Source organism: Mesorhizobium sp. B2-4-12, from assembly GCF_006441575.1.
Taxonomy (GTDB): Bacteria; Pseudomonadota; Alphaproteobacteria; order Rhizobiales; family Rhizobiaceae; genus Mesorhizobium.
This window is the reverse complement of sequence record NZ_VFVC01000023.1, coordinates 39,360-57,571: the sequence shown is the minus strand read 5'-3', so window position 1 is coordinate 57,571 and position 18,212 is coordinate 39,360. Positions and strand designations below refer to the sequence as shown.

Annotated in this window: 16 protein-coding genes; all 16 read right to left on the bottom strand. The window is 62.8% G+C overall.

All coding sequences use genetic code 11. The features are described 5' to 3' along the window. Positions 1 to 45: 45 nt before the first annotated feature. Complete coding sequence (locus FJ934_RS15545) at positions 46 to 729, bottom strand: ABC transporter ATP-binding protein (protein WP_181165635.1); 684 nt, start codon at positions 727 to 729, stop codon at positions 46 to 48. Further along, positions 726 to 2,012 carry a lipoprotein-releasing ABC transporter permease subunit gene (locus FJ934_RS15540; protein WP_140610487.1) on the bottom strand — a complete coding sequence of 429 codons (1,287 nt, stop codon included), beginning with the start codon at positions 2,010 to 2,012 and terminating at the stop codon, positions 726 to 728. Before FJ934_RS15540 ends, FJ934_RS15545 begins: the two co-directional genes overlap by 4 nt. Further along, complete coding sequence (proS, locus tag FJ934_RS15535; RefSeq protein WP_140610486.1) at positions 2,009 to 3,337, bottom strand: proline--tRNA ligase; 1,329 nt, start codon at positions 3,335 to 3,337, stop codon at positions 2,009 to 2,011. Before proS ends, FJ934_RS15540 begins: the two co-directional genes overlap by 4 nt. 655 nt (positions 3,338 to 3,992) lie before the next feature. Next, positions 3,993 to 4,277 carry a DUF1467 family protein gene (locus FJ934_RS15530; RefSeq protein ID WP_010910093.1) on the bottom strand — a complete coding sequence of 95 codons (285 nt, stop codon included), beginning with the start codon at positions 4,275 to 4,277 and terminating at the stop codon, positions 3,993 to 3,995. Then, positions 4,274 to 4,678, bottom strand: coding sequence for a methylmalonyl-CoA epimerase (gene mce / locus FJ934_RS15525; protein ID WP_140610485.1), 405 nt, complete (start codon positions 4,676 to 4,678; stop codon positions 4,274 to 4,276). Before mce ends, FJ934_RS15530 begins: the two co-directional genes overlap by 4 nt. 124 nt (positions 4,679 to 4,802) lie before the next feature. Next, positions 4,803 to 6,473 carry a ribonuclease J gene (locus FJ934_RS15520; RefSeq protein WP_140610484.1) on the bottom strand — a complete coding sequence of 557 codons (1,671 nt, stop codon included), beginning with the start codon at positions 6,471 to 6,473 and terminating at the stop codon, positions 4,803 to 4,805. 21 nt (positions 6,474 to 6,494) lie between these two features. Beyond that, positions 6,495 to 7,316 (bottom strand): biotin--[acetyl-CoA-carboxylase] ligase, encoded by an 822-nt coding sequence (locus tag FJ934_RS15515; RefSeq protein ID WP_140610483.1) that lies wholly within the window; start codon positions 7,314 to 7,316, stop codon positions 6,495 to 6,497. A 168-nt stretch (positions 7,317 to 7,484) separates the two neighbouring features. After that, positions 7,485 to 8,921 carry an NADH-quinone oxidoreductase subunit NuoN gene (gene nuoN, locus FJ934_RS15510; RefSeq protein WP_140610482.1) on the bottom strand — a complete coding sequence of 479 codons (1,437 nt, stop codon included), beginning with the start codon at positions 8,919 to 8,921 and terminating at the stop codon, positions 7,485 to 7,487. 19 nt (positions 8,922 to 8,940) lie between these two features. Then, positions 8,941 to 10,446, bottom strand: a complete 1,506-nt coding sequence (locus FJ934_RS15505) for an NADH-quinone oxidoreductase subunit M (protein ID WP_140610481.1) — start codon at positions 10,444 to 10,446, stop codon at positions 8,941 to 8,943. Next, a complete protein-coding gene (gene nuoL, locus FJ934_RS15500) occupies positions 10,446 to 12,419 on the bottom strand; it encodes an NADH-quinone oxidoreductase subunit L (protein ID WP_140610480.1) in 1,974 nt (657 codons plus the stop codon). Before nuoL ends, FJ934_RS15505 begins: the two co-directional genes overlap by 1 nt. A 9-nt stretch (positions 12,420 to 12,428) precedes the next feature. After that, entirely contained in the window at positions 12,429 to 12,737 is a 309-nt protein-coding gene (gene nuoK / locus FJ934_RS15495; protein WP_019858930.1) for an NADH-quinone oxidoreductase subunit NuoK, read from the bottom strand. 1 nt (position 12,738) lies between these two features. Further along, positions 12,739 to 13,359 (bottom strand): NADH-quinone oxidoreductase subunit J, encoded by a 621-nt coding sequence (locus FJ934_RS15490; RefSeq protein WP_140610479.1) that lies wholly within the window; start codon positions 13,357 to 13,359, stop codon positions 12,739 to 12,741. Between the two features lie 232 nt (positions 13,360 to 13,591). Continuing rightward, positions 13,592 to 14,083: an NADH-quinone oxidoreductase subunit NuoI gene (nuoI, locus tag FJ934_RS15485; protein ID WP_140610478.1), complete on the bottom strand. Its 492-nt coding sequence runs from the start codon at positions 14,081 to 14,083 to the stop codon at positions 13,592 to 13,594. A 205-nt stretch (positions 14,084 to 14,288) separates the two neighbouring features. After that, a complete protein-coding gene (gene nuoH / locus FJ934_RS15480) occupies positions 14,289 to 15,332 on the bottom strand; it encodes an NADH-quinone oxidoreductase subunit NuoH (protein ID WP_140610477.1) in 1,044 nt (347 codons plus the stop codon). A gap of 2 nt (positions 15,333 to 15,334) precedes the next feature. Further along, the gene (nuoG, locus tag FJ934_RS15475) at positions 15,335 to 17,416 is read right to left on the bottom strand and encodes an NADH-quinone oxidoreductase subunit NuoG (RefSeq protein ID WP_140610476.1); all 2,082 of its coding nucleotides are present in this window, start codon (positions 17,414 to 17,416) and stop codon (positions 15,335 to 15,337) included. A 73-nt stretch (positions 17,417 to 17,489) separates the two neighbouring features. Further along, on the bottom strand, positions 17,490 to 18,185 hold the full coding sequence (locus FJ934_RS15470; RefSeq protein ID WP_140610475.1) for an NADH-ubiquinone dehydrogenase: 696 nt from the start codon (positions 18,183 to 18,185) through the stop codon (positions 17,490 to 17,492). Between the last annotated feature and the right edge of the window lie 27 nt (positions 18,186 to 18,212).

Here is an 18,212-nt window from a genome sequence, read left to right as displayed (position 1 = left end):
CGAACCACAGGCGGCCAGACAGGCCATCGCGCACCGTTGCGCAGCCTACAATGGGACAACCTTGCCGTCGGCAAGCGTGACGCGCCTGTCCATGCGCGATGCCAGCTCGTGATTGTGAGTGGCGATCAGTGCCGCGAGGCCCGACTGCCGGACCAGCGCCTCCAGTGCCTCGAAGACATAGGAAGCGGTGACCGGGTCGAGATTGCCGGTCGGCTCGTCAGCCAGCAGCACCAGCGGCGCATTGGCAACCGCACGCGCAATGGCGACACGCTGTTGCTCGCCGCCGGAGAGCTCGGCGGGCCGGTGCGATGCGCGCTTGCCGATCTGCATGTAGTCGAGCAACTGCGCCGCGCGTTCAGCCGCTTCCTTGCGCGGCAGCCCCTTGATCAGCTGCGGCATCATGATGTTTTCCAGCGCGGAAAACTCCGGCAGCAAGTGATGGAACTGGTAGACGAAGCCGACATCGTTGCGGCGGATCGCCGTGCGCTCGTCGTCGGACAGCCGGCCGCAGGCCCGGCCCGACAGAATGACATCGCCGGCATCGGGACGCTCCAGCAGGCCCGCCGTATGCAGCAGCGTCGACTTGCCGGTGCCCGATGGCGCCACCAGCGCCACCATCTCGCCGCGCCGCAGCGAAAAATCGGCGCCGTTCAAAATCGTGAGCTTGCGCGGCCCCTGGACATAATGCCGCTCGACGCTCTTCAGCTCGATAATGGCCTCGGCCATCACTCATACCTCAGGGCTTCGACCGGATCGAGGCGGGCCGCCCGCCATGCCGGAAACACCGTTGCCAGGAAGGACAGGCCGAGCGCCATGATGATGACATAGGTCGTCTCGCGCGGATCCATTTTCGCCGGCAACTGGCTGAGGAAATAGAGCTCCGGATTGAACAGCACCTTGCCGGTCATCCAGGAGAAGAACTGACGGATTGATTCGATATTGAGGCAGATGACGACACCGAGCAGCACGCCGGCAATGGTGCCTGTCACGCCGATCGCGGCCCCCGTCATCAGAAAGATGCGCAGGATGGCGCCGCGCGACGCGCCCATGGTGCGCAGGATGGCGATGTCGTGCCCCTTGTCCTTCACCAGCATGACAAGGCCGGAGATGATGTTGAGCGCCGCCACCAGCACGATCAGCGTCAGGATCATGAACATCACGTTGCGTTCGACCTGAAGCGCGGAAAAGAAGGTCTCGTTGCGCTGGCGCCAGTCGACGAGGTCGATCGGCCGCTGCGCCGCTTCTTCTATCTTCGGCTTCAGCGCGTCGACATCGTCGGGATTGTCGACATAGATCTCGATCGTCTGCGCACGCCCGTCCATGTTGAAATAGAGCTGCGCCTCGGAGAACGGCATGTAGACGATGGAGCTGTCATATTCCGACATGCCGACTTCGAAGATCGCCGCGATCTTGTAGCCCTTCATGCGCGGTGTCGTGCCGAGCGGCGTCACGTCGCCGTCCGGCGAGATGAGCGTGATGGTGTCGCCCAGCGTCAGGCCGAGATTCTCGGCCATGCGCTTGCCGATGGCCACGCCCTCGCCGGCATCGAAATTGGCGAGCGTGCCCTGCTTGATGTTGCTGGCGACGATGGCGATCTTGCCGAGATCCTCGCCGCGAATGCCGCGCACCAGCGCGCCCGTGCCGCCGCCGACATTGCCTTGCGCCAGCACCTGGCCATCGATCAACGGCAGAGCATATTTGACGCCGGCCACGCCGTTGATGCGGCTGGCGACCTGCGCATAGTCCTCGAGCGGAGAATCGAGCGGTTGCACGATCAGGTGACCGTTGACGCCAAGAATGCGCGTCAAAAGCTCGGCGCGGAACCCGTTCATCACGGCCATGACCACGATCAGCGTCGCCACCCCCAGCATGATGCCGAGGAAGGAGATCGAGGCGATGACCGAGATCACCGTCTCCTTGCGCCGCGAACGCAGGTAGCGCCACGCCACCGTGCGTTCGAAGATGGAAAAGGGGCCGGCGCCCGCCGACCTTGCCATGGCCGCGTCGCTCATGCGGCGACACCGAAGCGTTTTTTCGCGTCGGCGACCGGCAGCGTTACGCGCTCGCCGGTTTTGCGATTCTTGATTTCGACCTCGCCGGCGGCCACGCCGCGAGGGCCCACGATCACCTGCCAGGGCAGGCCGATCAGGTCGGCGGTGGCGAACTTGCCGCCCGGCCGCTGGTCGGTGTCGTCGTAGAGCACATCCTTGCCTGCAGCGGTGAAGGCGGCATTGAGCTCGTCGCAGACGCGGTCGCAGTCGGCGTCGCCGACCTTCATGTTGATCAAGCCGATGTCGAAGGGGGCCACCGCCTCCGGCCAGATGATGCCGTTCTCGTCATGGCTGGCCTCGATGATTGCCGCGACCAGCCGCGACGGGCCGATGCCGTAGGAGCCGCCGGAGGCGAAATGATCCTTGCCATCGGGGCCGGTCACCTTGGCGCCCATCGGTTTCGAATATTTCTCGCCGAAATGGAAGATGTGGCCAACCTCGATGCCGCGTGCCGAAACCTTGTCGCTGTCGGGGACCTTTTCCCAGGCCGCCTCGTCATGCATTTCGTCGGTGGCGGCGTAAGGCGTCGTCCACGTCCTGACGATGTCAGCGATCTCGCCGTCATTGGCGAAGTCGGTGTTCGCGCCGGGCACGGCAAGCGAAAGATAGTCGCGATGGCAGAAAACCTGGCTCTCGCCGGTGTCGGCCAGGATGATGAATTCATGGCTAAGATCGCCACCGATCGGCCCGGTGTCGGCGCGCATCGGGATCGCCTGCAAGCCCATGCGCGTAAAGGTCCTGAGATAGGAGACGAACATCCTGTTATAGGCGGCTCTCGCGCCCTCGAAGTCGAGATCGAAGGAGTAGGCGTCCTTCATCAGGAACTCGCGCGAGCGCATGACGCCGAAGCGCGGCCGCACCTCGTCGCGGAACTTCCACTGGATGTGGTAGAGGTTGAGCGGCAAATCCTTGTAGGACTTCACATAGGCGCGGAAAATCTCGGTGACCATTTCCTCATTGGTCGGACCGTAGAGCATGTCGCGGTCCTGGCGGTCCTTGATGCGCAGCATCTCCTTGCCATAGTCGTTGTAGCGGCCGCTTTCGCGCCACAGATCGGCCGACTGGATGGTCGGCATCAGGATTTCCAGCGCGCCGGCGCGGTTCTGCTCCTCGCGGATAATCTGGCAGACCTTGTCCAGCACCCGCTTGCCAAGTGGCAGCCAAGAGAAACTGCCCTGCCCCTGCTGGCGGATCATGCCGGCACGCAGCATCAACCGGTGCGAGACGATCTCGGCCTCGCGCGGATTTTCTTTGAGGATAGGCAGGAAATAGCGCGACAAACGCATGGACTGGTCCGTGAATGAGAACGGCCACGCCAGAATCGGCGCGACGCAGGCTTGCTTGCCCCGGCTTCATAGCCATTTCATGACGGATTGGAAACCCGGCCACACCGGCACAATGCCGCGTTTCAGCCCGGAATCCTTCGGTTTCCGATCAGGCCGCGCCGGCAATGAAGCGCACCGATCGTCTTTGGGCTTGGCCTTCAATTCTTTGCGCGCGTCAATTCAGGACATGCCGTAAAGGCTGCGCCACGCCTTGCTGGTCGTTTCGAAAGCAAACCATGCCATACTATTGTGCAGTGCAGCACGAGAATGCCTGTTTCGAGGCAAAATTCTTCGTGACTTTTTCATTCGGCTTAGGCTAGTGTGCCGCGATAACCGAGAGGGCGGAGAAAAATCTGCTCTCCTACGCGGTCAAAGTCTTGGGAGGATGCGATCTAGGCGCGGTTACTCGCTGCCGCCGGAAACCGGAAACAGATCGGACGCGTTTAATTGCAAGGCCTTGTGCCTTGCATTTTTTTTGTGCAATCATCTGGTTAGCGCGGTGAGTTGCCAGGTCACATGACCTTGCGTCAGCAGGTGTATGGCCGCGAAAACGCGGCAGCATCGCGGGCCGCATCCTCGCGATCTCGATGCAGCCGCAGCGCCCTTGCAGGGCGATCTACTTCGCTGGAGTCTGGCCGAAATCCGGCACGATGTGCGGGATGTCGTTGAGGCTGTATCCCAGCCCGTGCGTCAAGCCATAGAAGATGCCCATGAGGATGGCCGTGGCGATGGTAGTGCGGATCACGGCGCGCAGCATGTGCGGCCCGCGCGGCGCGCTTGGAACAGTGCCCAGCGTCACGTCGTGATCATCATCCTGCGTCCGGACACTGAACGGCAGCACGGCAAACAGCACCACCCACCAGGTCGCGAAAAACAGGGCGGTGAACGAAACCCAGCTCATGATTGCTCCAGTTCGATCAGCGTGCCGAAGAAATCCTTCGGATGCAGGAACAGCACCGGCTTGCCATGGGCGCCGGTCTTCGGGTTGCCATCGCCCAGCACGCGGGCGCCGGCGGCCTTGAGTTGGTCACGCGCGGCCTGGATGTCGTCGACCTCGTAGCAGAGATGATGCATGCCGCCGGACGGGTTCTTCGCGAGAAACGCCGCGATCGGCGAGCCCTCGCCCAAAGGCTCCAGCAGTTCGATCTTGGTGTTGCCGACATTGACGAACACCACGGTGACGCCGTGCTCCGGCAAAGCCTGCGGCTCCGTCACTTCGGCGCCGAGCGTGTTGCGGTAGGCGGCGGCGGCGGCGGCCAGATCCGGCACCGCGAGCGCGACATGGTTGAGACGTCCGAGCATTGGCTTTCTCTCGAGGCAATAGGGCAGTACGGAAGACAGTCTACGAGGAGGCATCCGATCTACTTTCGGCTTCCACCCTACTGCCTTATTCCCCTACTCCCCTACTCCCCTACTCCCTTATTCGTCACCTGGTGACGAACACCGTCACCAGCGGCTTCTTGCCCCAGGCTTCGTTGGCCGCGCCACGCACCGCGCGCCGCACCGCCTCTTGCACGAGGTCGAGGTCCTTTCGACGCTGACGGGGGATCGAATCCACCGCGCCGACGGCCGCATCGATCATCAGGTCTTCCAGCGTTTCGCCGCTGGCATCGGCCTCGGCGACGCCGATGGCGACAAGGTCTGGGTCGCCGGCCAGCTCATATTTCTCGTCGAGCACGACATTGACCGCGACATGGCCGGCAAAGGACAGTTTGCGCCGGTCGCGGATGCCCATTGCCTGGTCGGTGCCGATCAGATTGCCGTCCTTGTAGATACGGCCGAACGGCACCTGGTCGACAATGGTCGCGGGTCCAGGAGCGAGCCTCAGCATGTCGCCGTCGCGCACCTGCGCCACCTGGCCGATACCGGAGGTCGACATCAGCGAGCCCTGCGCCACCAGGTGCGCCGCCTCGCCATGCACGGGGACGCCGATCTGCGGGCGCACCCACTCGTACATCTTGCGCAATTCGCTGCGGCGGGGATGGCCGGAGACATGCACCAGCGCGTCGCCGTCCTCGATGATCTTGATGCCAAGATCGATGAGGCGGTTCTTGATCTCGAGGATCGCCTTCTCGTTGCCGGGAATGGTACGCGACGAAAACACCACCGTGTCGCCCGCCGTCAGCGACACCGATTTCATCTCGTCACGCGACAGTTTTGCAAGCGCTGCCAGCGGTTCGCCCTGGCTGCCGGTGCAGATGATCACCAGGTTTTCGCGCGGGATGAAGCCGAAATCCTCCTCGGCGATGAACTCCGGCAGGCCGTCCATGTAGCCGAGCTCGTCGGCCACGTCGATGACGCGCTTCAGAGAGCGCCCGAGCACGAGACACTGGCGGCCGGCATCGCGTGCCGCCCTGGCGATGGAAACGATACGGCCGACATTGGAGGAAAACGTCGTGACGGCGACGCGGCCCTTGGCGGCCTGGATGACGCCCTTGAGGCCCTCGCCGACTGCGACTTCCGAAGGCGAATCGCCTTCCCGCAGCGCATTGGTCGAATCGCAGATCAGCGCCAGCACGCCCTTGTCGCCATAGGCGCGAAAGCGCGCCTCGTCGGTCTTGGGACCGATGGTCGGCTCCGGGTCGATCTTCCAGTCGCCGGTGTGGATGACGGTGCCCGCCGGCGACGTGATCGCCAGCGACATCGGCTCGGGAATGGAGTGCGCGACCGGAATGGCTTCGATCTCGAAGGGGCCGACGGTGAATTTCTCGCCGGCGCGGTAGATCGTCAGCGGGATCTTCGGCGCGCCCTGCTCGCCTTGCCGCTTGGCTTCCAGCAACCCGGCGCTGAACGGCGTCATCCATACCGGCGCCTTCAGCCTCGGCCAGATGTCGAGCAGCGCACCATAGTGATCCTCATGCGCGTGGGTGATGACGATGCCGCGCAGATTGGCGAGGTTCTCCTCGATGAAGCGCGTGTCGGGCAGGATCAGGTCGACGCCCGGATGCGCGGCGTCCGGAAAGGTAACGCCGACATCGATGACAATCCATTCGCGCGCGCTCGGCGGGCCGTAGCCGTAGAGGGCGAAGTTCATGCCGATCTCGCCAACGCCGCCGAGCGGCACGAAGACGAGTTCGGCGTTTTCCGCTTTCGCCATGATTTTTCCCTTCCAAGCCCATTATACCCGGGCGGATGCAACCGCGCCGAAATGCACATCGCCGGCGGCGATCGTCACAACAGTCCCCTCATCGTCGCGGATCACGAAACGGCAGTCCTCGTCAATGGTCTCGAACACGCCACGCACCACATTACCGTCAATTCTGACAGCAACCTCACCGCCAAGTCCCGCTGCGCGTGTCAGCCAACGCCGCCTGACGGCGGCAAGGCCGCGCGCTTCATCCCACAGTCGTGCATTCTCGCTCCACGCATCCGACAGCGCCAGGAACAGTGTTTCCGCGTCGCAAGCCGCACCAAGCGCGTGCAGCGATGTCGCCGGATAAGGCACGTCCTCGGGGTGCGCCACGACATTGACGCCGATGCCGACCGCGACCGCGAAGCGGCCGCCGTCCAGAACCGCCGATTCCAGCAGGATGCCGGCGAGCTTGACGCCGGAGGCAAGCACGTCGTTTGGCCATTTCAACTCGAAACGGTTTTGTCCCTGGCTCGCACCATCGAGCCCGATGGCGATGCGGCCCTTGGGCACCACCGCGTCGAGCGCATCGGCAAGCGAGAGGCCGGCAACGAAACCCAGCGTCGCGGCAAGGCGGAGCTCACCACCGGTGATGACGAGCAAGGTCGCCGCCAGATTGCCTTCGGGCGACACCCAGGCGCGGCCGCGCCTGCCGCGCCCGCTTTCCTGCTTCCTGGAAACCACCCATAGCTTGCCCGGGTCGCCTGCCCGGGCGTGGTCCAGCGCCACCGTATTGGTGGAGCCGACGCTGTCATGCGCTTCGAGCCGGAACCCTTCCGAGACTGAGGTTGGAGCCAGCCGAAATGCCATACTAGTGGTCCGATTCTAACATTCGCATCCCGTTCCAGCAGCGCAGTGAGCGAATGTCAGAATCAAAGGACCACCAGCCAAATATGAGTTTCCAGTGGAGTTTTCAAATTTGACATTCGCGCACCACTTGGTGCGTCCCGAGAGGCGAATGTCAAACTTACTCACCAGCTAGAAGAAGGTCTTGGCGGCGGCTTCGGCATAGGTGCCGATCGGTCCGCCGATCAGCACATAAAACAGCACGAAGGCGCCGGAGACGCCGAGCACGAGGCGCAACTCGCTGGCCATCGGCACGAAACCGCCAACCGGCTCATCGAACCACATGATCTTGATGATGCGCAGATAATAGTAGGCGCCCACCACCGAGGCCAGAACGCCGATGATGGCCAGCGCGTAGAGGCCGGCATTGATGGCGGCGAGGAAGACATACCACTTCCCCCAGAAGCCCGCGAGCGGCGGAATGCCGGCCAGCGAGAACATCAGGATGGTGAGGATCGTCGCCATGATCGGATTGGTCGAGGCGAGGCCCGCCAGGTCGCTGATCTGCTCCACATTGCCTTCCTTGCGCCGCATGGCAAGGATGAAGGCGAAGGTGCCGAGCGTCATCACCAGGTAGATCAGCATGTAGATGGCGACGCCGCGCACGCCGGCCTGGCTGTTGGCGGCAAGGCCGACCAGCGCGTAGCCCATATGGCCGATCGAGGAATAGGCCATCAGCCGCTTGATGTTGGTTTGGCCAATAGCGGCAAAGGCACCGAGCGCCATCGAGGCGATCGAGATGAAGACGATGATCTGCTGCCAGTCGGATGCGATCGGCTTGAATGCGCCCATGGTGACGCGCACGATCAGCGCCATCGCCGCCATCTTCGGGGCGGCCGCCAGGAAGGCGGTCACCGGTGTCGGTGCGCCCTCATAGACGTCGGGCGTCCACATGTGGAACGGCACCGCCGAGATCTTGAAGGCAAGGCCGGCCAGCACGAAGACCAGGCCCAAAACGAGGCCAAGCTGACGCCCGCCGCCGCCGAGTGCGGTGGCGATCTCGTGGAAGCCGGTATTGCCGGTGTAGCCGTAGACCAGGCTGATACCATAGAGCAGCATGCCGGACGACAGCGCGCCAAGGACGAAATACTTCAGGCCGGCCTCGGTCGAACGCAGATTGTCGCGGTTGATCGCCGCCAGCACGTAGATCGCCAGCGACTGCAGTTCGAGGCCGAGATAGAGCCCGATCATGCCGTTGGCCGAGATCATCAGCATCATGCCGAGCGTGCACAGCAGGATCAGCACCGGATATTCGAACTTGTCGAAACGTTCCGCCTTGGCAAAGCGCATCGACATGATCAGCGTCACCGCCGAGCCGACCAGGGCCAGCACCTTCATGAAACGGGCGAAGGAATCCTGGACGAAGGCGTTGCCATAGGCATTGCCCTGCCCGGTCGAAAAGATCAGCCAGGCGCCTGATATGACCAGTACGGCGACACCAAGGCCAGTCACCGTATTGGCGGTGTTGGAACGGGAATAGGCTCCGACCATCAGCAGCGCGAGCGCACCGATGGCAAGGATCAGCTCGGGCGTCGAGAGCGACAGGCTGGAGAGAAGGTCCGGCGTCATGGTTCGCAAAACCCTTGGGTTAATTCGCCGCCGCGGTCTGCGCGGCGCCGATGGATGCGGTGACATTGGTGACGAGCGACTTGACCGATTGGGCCGTCGCGTCGAAGACGGGAGCGGGATAGACGCCAAAGAAGATGACCAGCACGACAAGCGGGTAGATTATTGCCTTCTCGCGCGGCGACAGATCGAGCAGCCCCTTCAGGCTATCCTTGGTCAGCGCGCCGAAGATCACCCGGCGGTAGAGCCAGAGTGCATAGGCGGCCGACAGGATGACGCCGGTGGCGGCGAAGAAGGCCACCCAGGTGTTGACGCGGAACACGCCAAGCATGGTCAGGAACTCGCCGACGAAGCCGCTGGTGCCGGGCAGCCCCACATTGGCCATGGTAAAGACCATGAACACAGTGGCGTATTTCGGCATGTTGTTGACCAGTCCACCATAGGCGGCGATCTCACGCGTGTGCATGCGGTCGTAGATGACGCCGACGCACAGGAACAGGGCGCCGGAGACGAGGCCGTGGCTGAGCATCTGGAAGATCGCGCCCTGCACGCCTTCCTGGTTCATGGCGAAGATGCCCATGGTGACGAAGCCCATATGGGCGACGGAGGAATAGGCGATCAGTTTCTTCATGTCCTCCTGCATCAACGCCACCAGCGAGGTGTAGATGATGGCAACGACGGACAGGGTGAACACCAGCGGCGCGAACATTTCCGACGCCAACGGGAACATCGGCAGCGAGAAACGCAGGAAGCCGTAGCCGCCCATCTTCAAGAGGATGGCGGCCAGGATCACCGAGCCGGCCGTCGGCGCCTCGACGTGCGCGTCCGGCAACCAGGTGTGCACCGGCCACATCGGCATCTTCACCGCGAAGGAAGCGAAGAAGGCGAGCCACAGCCATGTCTGCATATTGGCCGGGAAACTATGCGTCAGAAGCGTCGGAATGTCGGTCGTGCCGGACTGGTAGAACATCGCCATGATGGCGAGCAGCATCAGCACGGAGCCGGCGAGCGTATAGAGGAAGAACTTGAACGAGGCATAGACGCGCCGCTTGCCGCCCCACACGCCGATGATGATGAACATCGGGATCAGGCCGGCTTCGAAGAAGACGTAGAACAGCACGATATCCAGCGCGCAGAACACGCCGATCATCAGCGTCTCCAGCAGCAGGAAGGCGATCATGTAGGCCTTGACGCGCTTCTCGATCGCGTCCCACGACGCCAGGATGCAGAGCGGCATCAGGAAGGTCGTCAGGATGACGAACAGCATGGAAATGCCGTCGACGCCCATATGGTAGGAGATTCCGGAGTCGAGCCAGGCCGCCTTCTCGACGAACTGGAAGCCGGCTTGCGAATTGTCGAAGCCCGTCCAGATGAACAGCGAGACGATGAACGTGAACGCCGTGGTCAACAGCGCGATGGCGCGGATGTTGCGGCGTGCGTTTTCGCTGTCATCGTTGATGAACAGGATCAGCAGAACACCAACCAGCGGCAGGAAGGTGACCAGCGAGAGGATTGGCCAGGCGGTCATCAGAGCATCATCCAGGTGACGAGTGCGGCAACGCCGATCAGCATGGCGAAGGCATAGTGGTAGAGATAGCCGGTCTGCAGCTTGACCACGCGGTTGGTGACATCGACGACCCGCGCCGAAATGCCGTCCGGACCAAGGCCGTCAATGACGGTGCCGTCGCCGGTCTTCCACAGGAAATGGCCAAGACGCTTGGCGGGCCGCACGAATAGGAAGTCGTAGAGTTCGTCGAAATACCACTTGTTGAGCAGGAAGGCGTAAAGCAAGCGATGGTTGGCGGCGACGCTCGGGGGCAATTCCGGCGAGCGGATGTAAAACTTCCACGCCACCGCCAGGCCGATCAGCATGGCGATGAAGGGCGACAGTTCGACCCAGAGCGGCAATTCGTGGATCTCATGCAGGATGTGGTTGTCCGGGAGCGTGAACAGCGAGGCCTTCCAGAATTCGGCATAGCCCTCGCCGATGAAGGCGCCGTGGAAGATGATGCCGGCAAACAGCGCCCCGGCCGCCAGCACGTAAAGCGGCCCGAGCATGACTGGCGGCGATTCATGGACGTGGTGCATCACCTCATGGCTCGCCCGCGCCTGGCCGTGGAAGGTCATGAAGATCAGCCGCCAGGAGTAGAAAGAAGTGAAGCAGGCGGCGATGACTAAGAGCACGAAGGCAAGGCCCGCAACCGAATTATGGCCGGCGAAGGACGCTTCGACGATTGCGTCCTTGGAGAAGAAGCCGGCGGTACCGATGACGGTCACCGGAATGCCGACACCGGTCAGCGCCAGCGTGCCGATCACCATCATCCAGTAGGTGGTCGGGATCAGCTTTCTCAGGCCGCCCATCTTGCGCATGTCCTGTTCGTCGGAAACGGCATGGATGACCGAGCCCGAACCGAGGAACAGCAAAGCCTTGAAGAAGGCATGCGTGAACAGATGGAAGATCGCAGCCCCATAGGCGCCGACGCCCAGCGCCACGAACATGTAGCCGAGCTGCGAGCAGGTCGAATAGGCGATGACGCGCTTGATATCGTTTTGCACCAGACCGACGGTCGCCGCGAAGAAGGCAGTGAAGGCGCCGATGAAGGTCACCACCGTCAGTGCCGAATGCGACAGTTCGAACAGCGGCGAAAGCCGTGCCAGCATGAACACGCCGGCCGTCACCATGGTGGCGGCATGGATAAGCGCGGAGACTGGCGTCGGGCCTTCCATGGCGTCCGGCAGCCAGGTGTGAAGCGGCACCTGCGCCGACTTGCCCATGGCACCCATGAAGAGCAGCAAGCAGACGACGGTCATCGCCGTCTGCTTGTCCAGCGCATGGCCAAGGAAGGTCAGCACGGCGGCGCCCTGCGGCGCGCCTTCAGCCGGAATGAATGTTGCCGCATTGGCGAAGATGGTGCCGAGATTGACCGAGCCGAACAGCACGAACACGCCGAAGATGCCGAGCGCGAAGCCGAAATCGCCGATGCGGTTGACGACGAAGGCCTTGATGGCCGCGGCATTGGCCGAGGGCTTCTTGTACCAGAAGCCGATCAGCAGATAGGACGCGAGGCCCACCCCTTCCCAGCCGAAGAACATCTGCACGAGGTTGTCGGCCGTCACGAGCATCAGCATGGCGAAGGTGAACAGCGACAGATAGGCGAAGAAGCGCGGCCTGTCCGGATCGTGATGCATGTAGCCGATCGAATAGATGTGAACCAGCGCCGAGACGGTGTTGACCACCACCAGCATCACCACGGTGAGCGTGTCGATCCGGAGAGCCCAGGAAGCCTCCAGCCCGCCGGACTGGATCCAGCGCAGCACCGGCACGGTGAACACCTCGCCATGGCCGAAGCCGACGGTGAAGAAGGCGACCCACGACAGGACAGCTGATATCACCAGGAAGCCCGAGGTGATGTATTCCGATGCCTTGGCGCCGAGCGAATTGCCGAACAGGCCGACGATCAGGAAGCCGAGCAGCGGAAGGAAGACGATCGCTTGATACATGATAGCCCGTCAACCCTTCATCATGTTCACGTCTTCGACCGCGATCGAGCCGCGGTTGCGGAAGAAGACGACGAGAATGGCTAGTCCGATCGCAGCCTCGGCCGCCGCGACCGTCAGCACGAACAGCGCGAACACCTGGCCGACCAGATCGCCAAGTGCGGCCGAAAAGGCGACGAAATTGATGTTGACCGCAAGCAGGATCAGCTCGACCGACATCAGGATAACGATGACGTTCTTGCGGTTCAGGAAGATGCCGAACACGCCGAGCGTGAACAGGATCGCCGATACGGTCAGATAATGTGCGATGCCGACGACCATCTCAGACTCCTTCGCCCGACTTGACCTTGCGGATTTCCATCCCGGTCGCCGCGGTGCGGGCGACCTGGGCTGCGATCGACTGCCGCTTGACCCCTTCCTTGTGGCGCAGCGTCAGCACGATCGCGCCGATCATGGCGACCAGCAGGATGAGGCCCGAAACCTGGAAGTAGTAGAGGTAGTCGGTGTAGAGGATGTCGCCCAAAGCTGCCGTGTTGGAGCGGGCGGCGAGATCCGGAATGGGCTTCGAGACCGCCGTGGCGAGCTGCGGCGCGAATGTATAGCCGCCCAGCACCACAATCAGTTCCGCCGCCAGGATCAGCCCGACCAGCGCACCGATCGGTGCGTATTGCAGGGCGCCTTCCTTCATCTCGGCGAAGTCGACGTCAAGCATCATGACGACGAACAGGAACAGCACCATGACCGCGCCGACATAGACGACGAGCAGGATCATGGCCAGGAATTCGGCGCCGGTCAGCATGAAGAGGCCGGCGGCGTTGAAGAAGGTCAGGATCAGGAACAGCACCGAATGCACGGGGTTGCGCGACGAAATGACCATGAACGCCGACGCCACCGCGACAAAGGCGAAGAGGTAGAAGAAGGCCGCCTCTAGTCCACTCAGCATGGGGTTCCCCCGGGGTTCCTAATTCCGACTCCGTCCCGACTCCGGTCCGAATTCGCGTGTTCCTTAGACGGGCGACGTTGCGCCGTCCACTTTCTTGTTCCTTCTCCCCGTTTACGGGGAGAAGGTGGCCCGAAGGGCCAGATGAGGGGCAGCGCAAAGATTGGCGACCTTGGCGCCGCCCCTCATCTGCCTGCCGGCATCTTCTCCCCGTAAACGGGGAGAAGGACGCCAATCACCGATAGGGCGCGTCCAGCGAGATGTTGCGCGCCAGTTCGCGCTCCCACCGGTCGCCATTCGCCAACAGCCTGTCCTTGTCGTAGTAGAGCTCTTCGCGCGTTTCCGTCGCGAATTCGAAATTCGGCCCCTCGACAATGGCGTCGACCGGGCAGGCTTCCTGGCAGAAGCCGCAATAGATGCACTTCACCATGTCGATGTCGTAGCGCACCGTGCGGCGCGTGCCGTCGTTGCGGCGCGGACCGGCCTCGATGGTGATGGCCTGCGCCGGGCAGATCGCCTCGCACAATTTACAGGCGATGCAGCGTTCCTCGCCGTTGGGATAGCGGCGCAGCGCATGCTCGCCACGAAAACGCGGGCTCACCGGCCCCTTCTCGTGCGGATAGTTGATCGTCTCCTTCGGCGCGAAGAACTGGCGCATCGACAGGAAGAAGGCGCTGACGAAATCCTGCAGCAGCAGCGATTTGGCGGCCTGAGCTAGCGCGTTCATTGGCCGCTCCCATACACGTTTATTGCAATGAAATAGCCCGCACATCCAAATAGGATGGGCGTCACGACACGAAACACAAATGTTATCGGCTTTACAGCGTCCGCACTTAGTTGCTTCAAAATACGAGGCAGCAGAACCAGATATTCGAACAACGCGATAAGAAGGCCGACAATTGCTCCCAAAAAGCCGACAGACAAATTACTCATCACGCAAACCCCGCGATCTTGAGGAAGGCGGCGGTGGCGACCACCATGAACAGCGAGATCGGCAGGAACACCTTCCAGCCAAGCCGCATCAACTGGTCATAGCGGTAGCGCGGCACGAAGGCCTTCACCATGGAGAACATGAAGAACATGAAGCAGATCTTCAGCACGAACCAGATCACGCCGGGCACCCAGGTGAAGGGCGCGAAGTTGAACGGCGGCAGCCAGCCGCCGAGGAACAGGATGGTGGCCAGCGCGCACATCAGCACGACGGCGACATATTCGCCGAGGAAGAACAGCAGGAACGGCGTCGACGAATATTCGACCATATGGCCGGCGACCAGTTCCGACTCGGCTTCCACCAGGTCGAAGGGCGGGCGGTTGGTCTCGGCCAACGCCGAGATGAAGAAGATGACGAACATCGGCAGCAGCGACAGCCAGTGCCAGTCGAGGAAGGTGTTGGGCAGGCCGAGCTTGGTGCCCAGCCCATCCTGTTGCGACATCACGATGTCGGACAGGTTGAGCGAGCCGACGCACAGCAGCACGGTGACGATGACGAAGCCGATCGAGACTTCGTAGGACACCATCTGCGCTGCCGAACGCAGCGCGCCGAGGAAAGGATATTTCGAGTTCGACGCCCAGCCGCCCATGATCACGCCATAGACCTCGAGCGAGGAGATGGCGAAAACATAGAGGATGCCGACATTGATGTTGGCGATCGCCCAGCCCTCATTGACCGGAATGACCGCCCAGGCCGAGATCGCCAGCACGGCAGAAACCAACGGCGCGAGGAGAAAAACGCCCTTGTTGGCGCCGGACGGGATCACCGGTTCCTTGAAAACGAACTTCAATAGGTCGGCGAAGGCCTGCAGCGTGCCCCACGGGCCGACGACGTTCGGGCCGCGACGCAGCTGCACCGCCGCCCAGATCTTGCGGTCGGCATAGAGCAGGTAGGCGACGCCGATCAGAAGCACGACGATGAGGAGCACCGACTCGGCCAGAATCCAGAGCGCCGGCGCCACATAGAGGAAGAAGAAAGTGTCCATGCTTATTCCGCCGCCTGCTTGAAGCCGCTCTTGGCCAGCGCCGAGCATTCCGCCATTACGGCAGACGCCCGCGCGATCGGGTTGGTCAGGTAGAAATCCTTGACCGGCGAGGTGAACGTACCCTTGTTCAGCCGGCCGCCGAGCTTCGCCACCTTGGCGATGTCCTCGGCATTGCCGGCCGCGACCTGATCGATGCGGGCAAGATGCGGGTACTCACCGTAGAGCTTGTGGCGCAGTTGCGGCAGCGAATCGAACGGCAGCTTCTTGCCCAGCACATCCGACAGCGCCCGCAAAATGGCCCAGTCCTCGCGGGCATCGCCCGGCGCGAAGCCGGCGCGGTTGGTCTGCTGCACGCGCCCTTCGGTGTTGACGTAGGTGCCGGACTTTTCCGTGTAGGCAGCCGCCGGCAGGATGACATTGGCCCGGTGCGCGCCGGCGTCGCCATGGGTGCCGATATAGACGACGAAGGCGCCGCCGGTCTTGCCCATGTCGATCTCGTCGGCACCGAGCAGGAACAGCACGTCCGTTTCACCCAGCATGCCGGCGACGTTCTTGCCGCCCTCGCCCGGCACGAAGCCGAGATCGAGGCCGCCGACACGTCCGGCCGCGTTGTGCAGAACGGCAAAGCCGTTCCAGTCGGCGCGGGCGGCGTTGACGGCAGCGGCAAGCCTTGCCGCCTGGCCGAGCACGGCCGCGCCATCGGCGCGCGCCAGCGCGCCCTGGCCGACGATGATCAGCGGATGCGTCGCCTTCTTCAGCGTCTGGAAGAACTTGCCATTGCCCTCGGCCAAATCCTTCAGCGAGTCCGGCCCGGCGCCCAGCAGTTCGTAGTCATAGCGCGTGTCGCCGATCTCGCCGATGACGCCGACCGGCAGATCGCCGATCCGCCAGCGCTTGCGGATGCGGGCGTTGAGCACCGAGGCTTCGAAGCGCGGATTGGCGCCAATGATCAGCACCGCATCGGCCTGCTCGATACCCTCGATGGTCGGGTTGAAGATGTAGCTGGCGCGTCCCAGCGCCGGATCGAGCGCGGCACCGTCCTGACGGCAGTCGACATTCTTCGAACCGAGCGAGGCCATCAAGAGCTTCAGCGCGTAGATTTCCTCGACCGCGGCGAGATCGCCAGCAATGGCGCCGATCTTGTCGGGCGATGTCTTCGACACCGCGTCCTTGATCGCGGCGAACGCTTCGGCCCAGCTTGCCGGAACCAGCTTGCCGTCCTTGCGCACATAGGGCCGGTCGAGGCGCTGCGTGCGCAATCCGTCCCAGATGAAACGGGTCTTGTCGGAGATCCACTCCTCGTTCACCTGCTCGTTGACGCGCGGCAGGATGCGCATCACTTCGCGGCCACGGCTATCGATGCGGATCGCCGAGCCGACCGCATCCATCACGTCGATGGATTCGGTTTTGGTCAGTTCCCACGGCCGCGCCTGGAAGGCGAAGGGCTTGGAAGTCAGCGCGCCGACCGGGCACAGGTCAATGACATTCCCCTGCAGCTCCGAGGTCATCGCCTGTTCGAGATAGGTGGTGATCTCGGCATCCTCGCCGCGGCCGATCAGGCCGAGTTCGGAAATGCCGGCGACTTCGGTGGTGAAGCGGACACAGCGCGTGCAGTGGATGCAGCGGTTCATCACCGTCTTGACCAGCGGACCGATATACTTGTCTTCGACCGCGCGCTTGTTCTCGTGATAGCGCGAGGAATCGACGCCGAAGGCCATCGCCTGGTCCTGCAGGTCGCACTCGCCGCCCTGGTCGCAGATCGGGCAATCCAGCGGATGGTTGATCAGCAGGAATTCCATCACGCCTTCCCGGGCTTTCTTGACCATGGGCGTGTTGGTGAATATTTCCGGCGGCTCGCCATTGGGGCCGGGGCGCAGGTCGCGCACGCCCATGGCGCAGGAAGCCTGCGGCTTGGGCGGCCCGCCCTTCACTTCGATCAGGCACATGCGGCAATTGCCGGCGATCGACAGCCGCTCATGGAAGCAGAAGCGCGGCACTTCCGCGCCCGCGTCCTCCGCCGCCTGCAGCAGCGTGTAGTGGTCGGGTACAGTGATTTCTTTCCCGTCGACCTTGAGCTTTGCCATTCGTCTCAAACCCCTGCGGATTTCCCGCAATCTCATTTCCCGGGCGCGGCTGACGCAGCGCCCGACATTTCATTCAGGTCTTCGCGGCCAACGCCGCCGCCTGGGCAGTCCATTCGTCGCGGCCGATGCGGCCGTTGAACGACAGATAGTCGTCGACCCAGGCGATCTCCTGCGGCGACCACGCGGCGATCTGGGCGAACGTCCAGATACCGAGACCGTTCAGCACCTTCTCCAGCTTCGGGCCAATGCCCGATATCGCCTTCAGATCCGAAGGCTTCGCCGGCTTGTCGATTGCCTTGGGCTGGCGGAAATCCTCCGGCAGCAGCACATCGGCGGCCTCATCCGCTGCCGGACCGGCATCAGCCACCGGCGCCGTGGTGGCGGCTTCCTTGGCGGCGATGTCCGTGACTTCCTGCGCGAAGGACTGCGCCTCGGCAATCAGGCTCTTCGCCGTAGCCCGCGCCCTGATGGAGGACGAGTTCGCGTCCTCGAATTGATCGACGCGCGCCTCGAAATCCTCGATCAGCGGCTGCATGAGGCGCTGTGACGCCTCGGCGGCCCCAGAAAGCGCGCCAATCCAGACGCCGAACGCGTGGTTGGCGAACCCGATGCCAAGCGCCGACATCGCCGCCGCGCCCGCGACAGGGTGCACGAGAAGGTTGACGGCGCTGGCCATCTCCTTCGGCATCATCCTGGTCAGGTCCTGGTTCATTTTCTCGAGCTGGTCCAAATTGGGCATCAATGAGTAGGGTGTCGAATACGGCGCCATAGAGTTCTCCTGGTCGTTTCTTCGTTC